Raw genomic sequence first — 12,315 nt, forward strand, 5'->3', positions numbered from 1 at the left:
AACTTATTAAATTTGGCAAAAAAGATGAAAAAACAAGAAAAGAGACAGCAAATTTCTCATCTGCTGCCTCTCCTGTTTTACTTTACTTTATTTTAGTTCGCTTTTCAGCCAACTTTTCCATCTGAATTTTTCCCTGCAACTACCACTGGGTCCTCTCTAGTCTCATCTGGAATGGTGAAGTCACATTCCGTCAAAGGAACCATCTTGGTCTTTTTCTTAATCTTATAGCCGATAATCAGCAATGGGAATACTGGAATCAGCGCATAGTTGGTGATAAAGTCGAACCAAGTAAAGTTGCCTGGTTCAAATACCCACATGTTTGCCAAGAAGATAATAATGGTAATCATCACTGCGGCAAAGATTGGTCCAAACGGATAGAGCAAAGACTTGTATTTCAGCTCAGAAACGCTATGGCCCTGTGCTACCCAAGCTTTTCTGAAACGGTAATGGCAAATAGAGATACCCAACCAGATAAAGAATCCACTCAACGCAGATGCATTATAGAAAATGGTGTAAATCTTACCTTCACCAACCATGGAAGCAAAGAAGGACAAGGCTGCGATACAGCCAGTAGCCCATACGGCATAAACAGGAACGCCGTGCTTATTGGTAACAGAAAATAACTTTGGTGCGTTGCCTCTTACAGCCATGGCATGCAACATTCTGGAAGAAGTGTACAAGCCAGAGTTACCGCAAGAAAGCACGGATGTCAGGATAACAGCGTTCAACACAGAAGCTGCCGCCGCAAACCCTACATTTTTAAATACTAAAACGAATGGGGAAGCTGCAACGTTCTCAGCACTTCCATTCAATAAATCCGGTTCAGTAAACGGAATCAAGGTACCAATTATAAAGATACTACCTATGTAGAACAACAGGATCCGCCAAAATACCGTGTTAATCGCTTTCGGCACGTTCTTTTGAGGATCTGCTGTCTCAGCAGCAGCAAGACCTACAATTTCTGTACCTTGGAAAGAGAATCCAGCAACAGCAAATACGCTCATCATAGCGGCAAATCCGCCTACAAACGGTGCTTTTCCTGCATCACCTGCATCTAAATGCCAGTTACCCAGTCCTATGGTATGAGTACCGATGATACCCAGGATGCACAGAAGACCTGTTATTAAGAAAATAACTACTGCTACTACCTTAATGCCAGCAAACCAATACTCTGCCTCAGCATAAGAGCGAGTAGACACTAAATTTAACCCCATCAATAATGCAAAAGATAGTATTGCAACCAGAGTACCCGGTACTTCTGGCATCCAGAATTTAACAATCAAGCCTGCTGCAACGAACTCGGCAGCTACTGTGATTGCCCAAGAGAACCAATAGTTCCAGCCAACGGCAAACCCGAATGCCGGATCAATAAACCGGTTGGCATACGCTTCAAAGGACCCTACCAGCGGCAGCTGAGTAGCCATCTCGCCGAGAGATGACATCATAAAAAATACTATAAGACCCATCATTCCATAAGCAATCATTGCGCCGCCTGGACCGGAAGAGGATATCGCGCTTCCGCTGGCAAAGAACAGTCCCGTTCCGATAGCACCGCCGATGGCTATCATAGTAAGCTGTCTCGATCTTATACCACGACTAAGCTTGGTATCTTCGCCATGTTTTTCTGAACCCATAAAAATTCCTCCTTACCTTCAAAAAAAGCAAAATCATTTCAATTGTGCCAGTCAAACCGTACCTGATCGGTCTGACTCCTACTATTTTAAAGGCCTCCCCTTAAAATAGTACAATTTTGTTGTTTTTGGCCTCGTATCACCTCCCAATTTGTCATCCAGGATACTACACAGAAAATTCATTCCTATCAGCAATAAATTGATTTTGCGAAGTATTCTGTAAATTCGTTTTTAATTATAGCACGGTGTCGGGAAAAAGCAAGAGCCAACCGATACTTTCTATAGTTTTTTCATTTCCAGATGCCAAGACTTTTCTTCTACATCCTATAAAAATCAACGTTCTTGCTCTGACGCTGAATTAAAATTCATAAAATTGGCTAAACACACTTTTTTGTTTATTTAGATTATATGCTGGTATTATCTGAAATCTTCCCTAAAAAAAGTGAAAAAAACACACGAGCCTTTGAGGGGATTTCAAATTGTTAATAAAGCAACAATGTACAAAAATTTTTAATATTTTTTGATCTCAGAAGAAAAAATTTAATATAGGCCTTTGCAAAAGAACATAGTTGCTTTTTGTTCTCACCCGCTGGAGAGGTGCTTTAATGATGTCTTTGTTCTAAATTCGCCCATAAAAAAACACCGATTGCAACATCGATGTTTTTACTAAAAGGTTTCAATCACTTATTGGAAAGCCCGAACTGTATTTTAAAGACCCATCCTCCAGAACCCATAAAGCTTCTGTATCCGGTAAGCTTTCGATGAGTGCAAGACCTTCTTCATACGGCATATTAAAGATTTTCGCTAAGGCATCCGCCTTGCCCGAGTCTTTACACAGGATTGTAACTGATGCAAAGTACCTTGCTGGAAAGAGCGTATCCGGATCAATAATATGGTGATATTTCACACCATCCACTATGTAGTATCTCTCATAGGTTCCACTAGTTACTAGGGAGGCATCTATCAGGTTCACATCACAAACATTGGCCCCATCTTGATCAATGGGATTCTGAACACCCACCCGCCAAGAAGTTCCGTCTCCTCTTATGCCGATTGCCCGTACATTGCCGCCAACGCTGATCAACATGGAATTTATACCATGTTGGGCTGCCAACTGGGCTACCTGCTCTGTGGCATAACCTTTTGCGACACCGCCTACATCCAAACTCATTTCAGGGTCCGCAAGGAATACTGTGGAGTTTTCCTTATCAATGATTACTTTGTTGATATCTGCATGCTTTGCCGCCTCTTCAAGCTGCTCCACAGCGGGCAGTTTTGCTTTTTCCGGATTATCAATGCCTTCTGTGCGATAATCATGCCAAATCTTTAGTACGGCACCCATGGCCACATTTAGCTGCCCATCGGTGAGTTCATAGCTTTCCTTTGAAAATAGCAGTAAGTCAATAATTCTAGGGTCCACTTTTACAGGAGCTTTACCCGCTTGCTCATTAATCGTTTTAACATTATTGATTCCTTCGTAGTCGTTATAAATATCGTAAAGCTGGTGATATTCTTCCAGACTGTCATGAACAAACTGTGCCTGATCTGTAAATGCCTCCTTGCTTTCAGCATAACCGACAATTCTGGTAACCGTATCGAATAAAGTTAAAAATTCAGCCTCATACCGATTATTTTCTGGTTTTGAAGCGCACGAAGCACTGTTTAAAGCCATCATTAGTGCTACTATAACGACCATTAATTTTTTTAACAATGTTTTCCTCCACTATCACTGAAAAGGATAGATTTTCGGAATTCATAAAAACCCGCAAATCTATCCCTCAGCCATTCTTTTAATGATAGAAAGGAGTAAAATTCCTGCCTACCCTATCGTTGATGATTGAAGACAGCCTTACTCTGCGTCATTAAGCGCCTTCTCAAGAACGGTTATTAAGTCTGTCACATGAATCGTTACAGAGGTCTTTAAATCCTCTCCACTTGGCACGCCATCTGTTACCGCAATGCCCTTAACTTCGTTGATATTCTTTCCAACTACATATTCAGCAAAGGAAGCGGCCTGTTCATTCCATTCTTTACCGATGGAGGAGGCTTTCTTCATTCCGTAAGCATCTCCCAATTCATTCTTTGTCTGGAAATCAGCTTTCAGATCAGACGTGATTTTACCTTCTTTTGAAAAGTTAATGTTTGTCTGTGAGGCATCGATAATGCTGCTTGTAATGGCTCCGTCAGCAGTAAAAGTAGTAGCCGTGTAATACGTGTAGGCTTGAGCTAAACCATCTTCTGCACCAGCATCCGTGGACTTATCAATAGTGGTAACAAGCCCCAGACCCAGCTTGTCGTCAGCCGCAGCGCCCATGGCCTTTGCATTGCTGACAGCCTTCTCAATACCAGCGATGAACTCCGTTACGTGAATAGTTACGGAAGAGGTTAAATCACTTCCAGTCGGTACACCCTCTTCATTAACGGCGATTCCCTTTACTTCATCCACCGTCTTTCCAGTAACATATGCCGCAAAAGCGTCGGCCTGTTCGTTCCACTCTTTGCCGATGGAAGAAGCCTTAGCCATACCATACTCTTTGCCCAGTTCTTTCTTGGCTGCAAATACAGTGTCCAGCGGAGTTACAATCTTTCCGTCCTTACCGAATTCAATCTTTGTCTGAGCCTGATCGATTGAGCACTTTACGATTTTACCTGCATCATCAACCATAACGGCCACAGCGAGAGAATCCGCCTCAGCTACGCCGTTGCTTTCGCCAGCATCTACAGACTTATCCGCAGTTGTAATAACTGCCAACCCTGTTTTTACAGCACCTGTAGCAGCGTTATCCTCTGGTGGCGCTTCATCTGTCTTACTGCCTCCGCAGGCAGCAAAAGTCAGTATTACCATAGCTAGAACAAGAAATAGTGCCATTTTCTTTCTCATAATTTCTCCTCCAAATATTTTTTATTTTATGAAGAATTGCTGATCAAGATTATCAGCAACCTTTATTAAGCCAGCCGATTAAAAGCCGGCATAATAAACCGCAATAAGGTCGAAGTCACGATTCCCGCGGCCAGACCCGATATGAGCAGTACCGGAAAGTATGCCCACAAGTTCATACCTGTATAGATAACAGTAATAACGATGAATTGCCCTATGTTGTGAAATACTGCGCCGAAAATGCTGAGCACTAGATAGGTTATCTTATCCTTAAAGACAAATAAGAGCACAATCATCACCGTAATGGAAAGTACGCCTCCTGTCAGGCTAAGTGCCGCAGCAACAGCGCCCCTTGTGATAAACACAAACCCGGCTTTCAGCAGGGCTACCGTATAAGCCTCTTTTCTTCCCAGAAAAAACACCGCGTACATAACAGCAATGTTGGAAAGACCAAATTTCACTCCTGGCACTGGGATAGGAAGCGCAGGCAGCATATTTTCAACAATCGCCAGGACGATAGCAGTTGCAAATATCATAGACGTTAATACCATCATCTGCGTCTTATTCTTTTTTTGTATCATTGTCTTCTCGCTGAATTTGTATTTCATGTTAGCCCTCTCTTTATTTCCAGCCTGTTCAACGACCCACGACGATATCTGCGTCTCCTTCACTATGCTCTCCTGCCGGCACAACTTTCATCACAAAGCCTTTCGGCAAACAGGCTGCAAACTGTCCAGCCGTTTTTATTCGTCCGGCATGAACGCAGACCTGATCGGGACAGTCCGACGATTCGAAAGCGATGGATCCGTCCTTATATAGATGAAATACTACTTGCTCATCCTCCGGCGGGGAAAAACGGCGTTCATCCCCCGTATCTAAATCTACCGTCATTACCAACTTGGAATAATAGTATATTTCAGCTTTTCCCGGCTTCTCTGCCAAGAAATGCTGATACCCCCACCAAGAGAGCCCACTGATCACAAGAATGATCAAAATAATCACCACATCTGTTTTCTTTGCAAATAGCATATTACCCCCTAGCTAAACACTGCAGCTGACACAATCAACGGAGCAATCCGCCTAAAAAGATCAAAAGTGAAATGGCCCCCATAATAATGACATAATTCTTGATAGCAACTATAAACGTTTTCTCTTTATCCTGCACCCTAAAAAATTGGTTGATGTTCTTTTGCACAGGAATCAGCGTGACTAGAAAAAGCAGGCTGACAACAGGCAAAATCCCGGCAGCAGTCATAACCAGCACCGCTGCATAAGTACAATAATAGATGGCGGCAAATAAGTAAAGAGAGGTCTTTTTCCCTAGGTAGTAAGGAAGGGTATAGCGCTTTACTAAAATATCCTTTTCCACATCACAAATGTTGTTCGCCAGCATAATGTTAGCGGTCGTGCATACCGGGATGACCGCAAGCAGCGCAAGGGTAATTAACGGTAAAATCTGAAGTTCAAGGGAAATCGTCTTTAAATTCCACTGTAGGCTTATATACGTCCCTTCTGGCATGTTCATATATAACAAGATAAAGGGAATAAAAAAGCCGTAAAAAATTCCTGAAAGGATTTCACCCCAAGGCTGCCTGGAAATAGGCACTGGCCCATAGGTATACAATATCCCGCAGAGAAAGCACAAACCACCCAGCAGCAGGACAACAATGTCCGTCTGATATACCAACAGCAGTCCCAGCAGCGTACTGCTCCCCAGCAATACAAGAATAATTAGCAGCGCGATGCTCCTTTTAAAGGGCAGCACCTGTTCATTGGTCTTCGTATCAATATAATTATTTATAGCAGTAGTTGTCAAGTCAAAAAGAAACATGGCTCCAAAGAACATCAAAGTCAATCCCCATTTAATTGGCTGGCTACTGTAAAACAAAAATGCAAGGGTAAGAAGAAAGGCAAAGGTGCTGGTAATCTTTGTCTTTATTTCAACATAATTCAGAAATCGCTTTATCACTTATTTACTCCATTTCTGGCTCTTTTGCTGCCTCATTCCAGCTATCTGCTATACCAACCGAAAAGACTTGTCCAAAATAAATTTCAGCCGCTCTCGCTTTTCCTCTGGTGCGTGAAGTTCTTCAATCAACGCCAGCGATCGGTTATAATATTTTTTTGCCACAAGCCTAGTATAGCTTAGGCCTCCCGTATCCGCCACCACCGTATTGATTTCAGTTCTTGTCAACACATTTTTCTTTGCCTTATCCTTTAAGTCCGCTGCCTTTTTAAACGCATAAATCAGCGGCAGCGTAATCACATTTTGTTCATAGTCAGACTGCACCGGCTTCATAGCAGTCTCTTCTGTTTCTTCAAAGTCCATACAGTCATCGGTAAGTTGAAAAATCATGCCAATATTTCTTCCCAATTTCATATATTTTTTGAGTAAATTAGGATCCTTTTCACAAATAGACGCTCCGGCGAAAAAAGCGGCCTCAAAAAGTGCAGCCGTTTTTCCCGAAATAATTCGTAAGTACTGGTGTAGGGTGAGATCAATATTGCCGTTATTGATATGTTGATTCAGTTCCCCTAGGCAAATTTTCTCCATATAATCTGGCAGTTGAAGTTTTTGCTTCTCCTTCCAGTCTGCCTCATCGGCAGCGGAAGCGGCAGTCTTCATTGCCACACAGACAAGATAGTCGCCACAGATTACGGCGGTTTTCTGTCCAAATTTCTTCTGTAAAGTAACCTCACCTCTTCTTAAATCTGCATTGTCAATCACATCGTCATGGACCAGCGTAGCAAGGTGCAGTATTTCAACTGCCGCCGCCACCTTTATGGTCCTTTCTGGAACCAAGCCATTTTCATCCTGGGCGCAGGCTGCTACGGAAGCCGCACGTATGAATTTTCCAACGGACAAGGCCAGATGCTTTGTATATCTACGAATAATCAAAGGTGAGGAGGACAGCACGCTGTCAACCTCACATCTTATTTGTTCAAGAGCATCTTCGTAGGTCAGCTTCTTCTCAAGTGTTTTTTCCATACTTTATTCCTTAATCATGGTAGAGATAAGACTTCTTTACAACTGACACGCCGTTCCACCCGCTTTTCAAGGCAGGCATGGCGTAATAATCCAGCCCAAAGGTCCTTCCTGCACCAATCAATACCGCGATCCCAGCAAAAATCATCCAGAAAGTTCCCAAATACAGTCCCGTAGTCGTAACAAACATGAACTGGAGTATTAAGGAAAATCCGGCTGCCGGTGAACTGAATAACCCGCCGATTAAAGCCAGGCCAATGAGTATTTCCGCGATAACGATAAAAGCCTGCATACCGATCTGAAGACCAGCATTAGGGATAATCAGTTCTTTAATCATCCAGTTAATCAGAGGGACATCTACCTTAAAGGCCAAATCTTGCAAGGTTGAATGGGCGAGTTCTTTGCCACTTACGAAAATTGTGCTAAAAAGACCTAAGAAATCAAGGTTAAAAATCACCGTTCCCGCAGCTGTTGCTGCATTTCCGGTCTGAGCGGCTCCCTCAGCAGCTCCTGTGCCGGTTGCGGCAGATACCGCATCGGCAGCGGCCGTAGCTGCTTTAGCAGCAGTTCCGGTTGCATTAGCATCGATAATTGTATTATACCAAGTTTGTGCCCCGCCAAAGAATCCAGTGAGCTTCGGGGAGGTCATCCAGCCTTCTATAACCTTCATTACGCCTTCATAAAACCACACGGCCCCCAGCCAGACTCGCAAAGGCACCAGCAAGAAACTAGGCGTCCGGTTAGAAAAGTGTCCTCCTACGAAACTCCGGCAGTTTCTTATGGTAAAGAACTCGTGCTTCATATAACTGAAAACTTTATTCCAGCCGAGAACCTGAATAAAGTAAATGATATTGATAAAATGCTTGGAAAACATAGCTAGCCAGGATGGAAGGTTAAACATCTTATTAGGCATGCCAACTCGCGCTACACCATACCTTCCCCCGATGCAAACCATAAAACCATGGAATGACGGCTTATAGGCTTTCATTTCACCTTTACCTGTAATGGCACAGGTAATATTATGAGCAGCCGTTGCTGCACTGTGTTCACAGTTCTCTACGATTTGAGGCACTGGCTTTTCTTCGCCCTCAGGCGTGTAAAGCATGTTGTCACCCACAACGTAAACCTCTTCATTGTCAAGAGAACGCAGGTGCGCATCCAGCGCAATACGACCTCTGCCACCCGATTGAAGGGACTTAGCAGCCTCTGCGGTCACATCGGCACTTTCAATACCAGCTGCCCAAACTACTGTATAAGTTCCTTCGCTGGTAATATGATCATTGTGTTTGGTTTCTACGAAATCTTCGCCTACCCGAACAACGCTGGTATTCATCATGATACGAACACCCATCTTTTCCATGCGTTTCTCCACCTTGGCGGATAATTTCTCCGGCATATTAGGGATCGACCTGGAGAGCACATCAACATTGCAGATAGTAACTTCGCTGCGGTCAATCTCGAAATTCTTACATAAAATCGGTGCATATTCAGCCAGTTCTCCAGCCATCTCAACACCCGTAAAACCTGCTCCCACTACAAAAAAGGTCAACAGCTTTCTTCGTTCTTCCAGATTCGTCTCAATAGCAGCCTTTCGGAACATATTGTGAATATGATCCTTTAGCAATACCGCATCGTTATAAGACCACAATTTATAAGTATATTCTTCTGCTCCTGGCGTACCAAAAAAGGTCGGCTTTGATCCGGCGCATAATACCAAATAGTCATAGGCATAATTTCCGGCAGTCCCTTTAACCATCTTCTGCTGAAAATCTACTGTCGTTACAGTATCTAGTTTAACATCAACTTTTCTACCTGCAAAAACTCTTTTCAGGCTAATCTTGATGCTCTCTTCATCCACCCGATTAGCTGCCACCTCGTGCAATTCAGTCAGCATCGTGTGAAACGGGTTTTTATCAATAATTGTTACGGAAACATCATCATCGTTTTTAAAATTTTTAGCAAGCTTCTTGGCAGTCAGTATGCCGGAGTACCCCGCTCCAACTATTACGATTTTCTTTCCCATGTTTTTCTCCTCATCGTTAATTGATTCTAAATTCAAAACAAATAAAAGTCGCAGTATAGCAGGACTTCGCAATATTAATATACCCCAAAAAATTCCGTTTAATCAATCACAATCTTTAAAAAATTACAAGATATGGTATATATAAGTTTAATATTCTTCTCTAATTCCAAATTCTGCCGATTCTACCCATTCCCTAGGTCTGCTCACCATTTCCACCAGCTGCTCCATCATTTTTTCATGGCCTTTTTCTTGTTCAATAATAAAGTTTATAACTTGCCGTTCCTCTTCATTGGTAGCTTCCTTCAGCATTTCCGTATAAAGTGATATGCTTCGCCGCTCATTTTCAAGTGCAGTGGAATAGGCATCGACGGCATCTGGTGCCAGTGCGATCAAGTCTCTATACTCCTCAATTTCTAAAAATAAATTTTTAATTTCGGCATAGGTATCGACTAATTCATACGACAAGGCTTCTGCCTTATTCTGGAGGATTTGCGCATGAATACGCTCTTCCTCTGCCAAGGTATGAAAAATTGACTTCAATCCGTTGTTAGTAGCACTTTCAGCCTGTTGAAGATAAAAATTTCTTCCGTCTATCTCTAGTTTAATCGCACGTTCTATACTGTTCATAAGTCTCCTCCTTGTGTAATTTTCAAACATTTCAGTCTTTTCTAAATTATAGCAGAATTTCGTTTTAATTCAAGAGCATTCTTATATAAAAACTGCCTAAAGGCTGCCCCGCTGAAAAACTGTTTTTCTGCCTTGTAGTATTGTCATTTTATCTTTTTCTTTTGCTCTTGCATATACTAATGCAACTTTTAATTTAGGAGGGGCTATGCAAACAGTATTCCAAAAAACCTTAAAAGATACCATGTATTATAACAATATCCCCGTATTCATTTATCAAATTAACTACCCTTGTTTTATGACCACCTGTAGCACCATATCTGCTGTAAATATAAATAATCACTACATTTATAACGCCAAACAGACTGAAACCTATTGCCGTACAGTTCTTTATTCCCAGGCTTTAGACAGTGCAAGATATCTTCAACCTGCCAGCCCATTCAACAGCTATACCTTTGATGTGGATTTTGAAATAACGTATAATGCCGGTTGCTTCACCAGCCTCTATATGGACACGTCCATGTATCTGGGCGGCGCCCACGGCCAAACGAAACGGGAATCCGACACTTGGGACTTTAAAACGGGGAATCGGCTCTTTCTTAGTGATCTCTGCCCGAACACCCCTGACTATTTATCTAAACTTCAAACTTCTATAATCAACCAAATTAGAAAGCGATTGCAAGAATCCCCTGGTTCTTATTTTGATGATTATGAAACGCTATTACGGGATTCATTTAATCCGAATAGCTTCTACCTAATACCTAATGGTTTTATCATATATTTTCAGCAATATGATATAGCTCCATATGTTAGTGGAATGCCGGAGTTTTCGTTCTCTTTACGTCTTGATCATTTTTAAATAGGCAGGTTGGCTTACGGTTTTATTTTAGGAAAAGCTATATTATCTAATATCTTTTAGTTTTTTATTTATATGAAGCAGTAAGATTAATATTATAGCATTTCTATTTTCTATAAAAGATAATAAAAAAGGTGCCTAAACAGTCGATTTTTCAACATTTTAGGCACCACATTAAAAAGCAAATCTCATTGTTTCGTTTAAATTATCCTCGGCTCTCTCTATGGTTCATCCCCTCAAAGATTTCCTTGCAAATTTTTTTATAATGGTTTGCCCAGTAATCCCAGTTTATACAAATCTTCTCCCTTGAATTTTATGGATGGCTCGGCCATACCATCTATCCCAGAACTCACACCAAATTCAATAGTAACGCCATCAAACTCTTTTATCGTTCCGAGGTCTTTCTTCAATAAGGTGTACTCCGGGACATCAATGGTCACTGTACTTCCTTTCCCTTTCAGTATAATTGTTCCACTAAAAATATATGTACGATCCTCATATGAGTCCCCTTCTCGCTTCATGGAAAAGGCAGAATAATCGGCTTCAATCCCTTTCTCCTTAAGACTATTATAGTCGCCGTCATACCATTCAAAATAATAAAATACGCCGGTTGGTTGGCTGTATCTGCTCAATACATCTCTCTCCGCCAAGGCGGTTGCTACCTCCTTGTCCTTTTTTAACTGCCAGCTTCCTTTATAATATTCAATTAAATCATTAACGGTCTTTATATTTTGGCCTTGCTCTGTCAAAACCTTTTCCTGATTATTAATATAGTCCGTAAAATTTGCTGCATACACAGTCTGCGTTGTTTGATCCCATTGTACGCTGAAACCTGCAGCCTCCAGCACCGGACGAATTGGCAGATAGGTTCTGCCCTCAATAATAACAGCAGTCGTATCCGTTTCTACTTGCTTGCCATCTACAAGGATATATTTGGCGCCCACCGGAACTCGAACCACCTTTCCATATTTTTCAACTGTTGCAGTCTTGGTATCCTTATCCCAAGAAACTGTAGCCCCAGCCTTTTCCATTGTGATCCGAAGCGGTACTTGAGTTCTATCATTAGCATCCACATACGGAGCCCCCGTCTCTTTTGTGAATTGTACCCCTTCCCCATTCACATTAATATTAGTAGCATAAACACAAGAAAAAGAGCTAACTACTAAGGTAAAAATTATTGTTGTACTTAATAACCTTTTTTTCATTACACGCACCACCTTTTTTAATTTTAATAATACCACCATATATTACCAATTTCAATACATTTGTATATTCATCATAATAAAAAGCATTTTAGTTTAAATATAATAGCTATTT

11 protein-coding genes are annotated in these 12,315 nt (G+C 41.7%); 1 reads left to right on the top strand and 10 read right to left on the bottom strand.

Annotated elements, in window-relative coordinates:
• Window positions 1-104: 104 nt before the first annotated feature.
• From Ami103574_RS12320 to Ami103574_RS12360, 9 genes are all read right to left on the bottom strand, one after another.
• On the bottom strand, window positions 105-1,634 hold the full coding sequence (locus Ami103574_RS12320) for an amino acid permease (RefSeq protein ID WP_163067279.1): 1,530 nt from the start codon (window positions 1,632-1,634) through the stop codon (window positions 105-107).
• 673 nt (window positions 1,635-2,307) lie between these two features.
• Entirely contained in the window at window positions 2,308-3,342 is a 1,035-nt protein-coding gene (locus tag Ami103574_RS12325) for an FAD:protein FMN transferase (protein WP_246213145.1), read from the bottom strand.
• 138 nt (window positions 3,343-3,480) lie between these two features.
• Complete coding sequence (locus Ami103574_RS12330; RefSeq protein WP_163067280.1) at window positions 3,481-4,512, bottom strand: hypothetical protein; 1,032 nt, start codon at window positions 4,510-4,512, stop codon at window positions 3,481-3,483.
• A gap of 65 nt (window positions 4,513-4,577) precedes the next feature.
• Window positions 4,578-5,117, bottom strand: a complete 540-nt coding sequence (locus tag Ami103574_RS12335) for a Gx transporter family protein (protein WP_246213146.1) — start codon at window positions 5,115-5,117, stop codon at window positions 4,578-4,580.
• Window positions 5,118-5,145: 28 nt separating this feature from the next.
• Window positions 5,146-5,538 carry a NusG domain II-containing protein gene (locus tag Ami103574_RS12340; protein ID WP_163067281.1) on the bottom strand — a complete coding sequence of 131 codons (393 nt, stop codon included), beginning with the start codon at window positions 5,536-5,538 and terminating at the stop codon, window positions 5,146-5,148.
• A 34-nt stretch (window positions 5,539-5,572) separates the two neighbouring features.
• Window positions 5,573-6,478 carry a UbiA family prenyltransferase gene (locus tag Ami103574_RS12345; RefSeq protein WP_163067282.1) on the bottom strand — a complete coding sequence of 302 codons (906 nt, stop codon included), beginning with the start codon at window positions 6,476-6,478 and terminating at the stop codon, window positions 5,573-5,575.
• Between the two features lie 48 nt (window positions 6,479-6,526).
• Window positions 6,527-7,498, bottom strand: a complete 972-nt coding sequence (locus Ami103574_RS12350; RefSeq protein WP_163067283.1) for a polyprenyl synthetase family protein — start codon at window positions 7,496-7,498, stop codon at window positions 6,527-6,529.
• Between the two features lie 10 nt (window positions 7,499-7,508).
• Entirely contained in the window at window positions 7,509-9,518 is a 2,010-nt protein-coding gene (locus Ami103574_RS12355) for an NAD(P)/FAD-dependent oxidoreductase (RefSeq protein WP_163067284.1), read from the bottom strand.
• A gap of 147 nt (window positions 9,519-9,665) precedes the next feature.
• On the bottom strand, window positions 9,666-10,145 hold the full coding sequence (locus Ami103574_RS12360; protein ID WP_163067285.1) for a ferritin-like domain-containing protein: 480 nt from the start codon (window positions 10,143-10,145) through the stop codon (window positions 9,666-9,668).
• A 205-nt stretch (window positions 10,146-10,350) separates the two neighbouring features.
• Here Ami103574_RS12360 and Ami103574_RS12365 point away from each other — a divergent pair, with 205 nt between their 5' ends.
• Window positions 10,351-11,001, top strand: a complete 651-nt coding sequence (locus Ami103574_RS12365; protein ID WP_163067286.1) for a DUF3298 and DUF4163 domain-containing protein — start codon at window positions 10,351-10,353, stop codon at window positions 10,999-11,001.
• Window positions 11,002-11,258: 257 nt separating this feature from the next.
• Here Ami103574_RS12365 and Ami103574_RS12370 read toward each other — a convergent pair whose 3' ends face one another.
• Complete coding sequence (locus Ami103574_RS12370; protein ID WP_163067287.1) at window positions 11,259-12,203, bottom strand: copper amine oxidase N-terminal domain-containing protein; 945 nt, start codon at window positions 12,201-12,203, stop codon at window positions 11,259-11,261.
• Window positions 12,204-12,315 lie beyond the last annotated feature (112 nt).

The sequence above is a fragment of the Aminipila butyrica genome, from assembly GCF_010669305.1.
Lineage (GTDB): Bacteria > Bacillota > Clostridia > Peptostreptococcales > Anaerovoracaceae > Aminipila > Aminipila butyrica.

Bases quoted from the DNA above. Each gene is read 5' to 3' on its own strand.
- Ami103574_RS12320 (WP_163067279.1), bottom strand. From the start codon at position 1,634: ATGGGTTCAGAAAAACATGGCGAAGATACCAAGCTTAGTCGTGGTATA.
- Ami103574_RS12330 (WP_163067280.1), bottom strand. From the start codon at position 4,512: ATGAGAAAGAAAATGGCACTATTTCTTGTTCTAGCTATGGTAATACTG.
- Ami103574_RS12335 (WP_246213146.1), bottom strand. From the start codon at position 5,117: ATGAAATACAAATTCAGCGAGAAGACAATGATACAAAAAAAGAATAAG.
- Ami103574_RS12340 (WP_163067281.1), bottom strand. From the start codon at position 5,538: ATGCTATTTGCAAAGAAAACAGATGTGGTGATTATTTTGATCATTCTT.
- Ami103574_RS12350 (WP_163067283.1), bottom strand. From the start codon at position 7,498: ATGGAAAAAACACTTGAGAAGAAGCTGACCTACGAAGATGCTCTTGAA.
- Ami103574_RS12355 (WP_163067284.1), bottom strand. From the start codon at position 9,518: ATGGGAAAGAAAATCGTAATAGTTGGAGCGGGGTACTCCGGCATACTG.
- Ami103574_RS12360 (WP_163067285.1), bottom strand. From the start codon at position 10,145: ATGAACAGTATAGAACGTGCGATTAAACTAGAGATAGACGGAAGAAAT.
- Ami103574_RS12365 (WP_163067286.1), top strand. From the start codon at position 10,351: ATGCAAACAGTATTCCAAAAAACCTTAAAAGATACCATGTATTATAAC.
- Ami103574_RS12370 (WP_163067287.1), bottom strand. From the start codon at position 12,203: ATGAAAAAAAGGTTATTAAGTACAACAATAATTTTTACCTTAGTAGTT.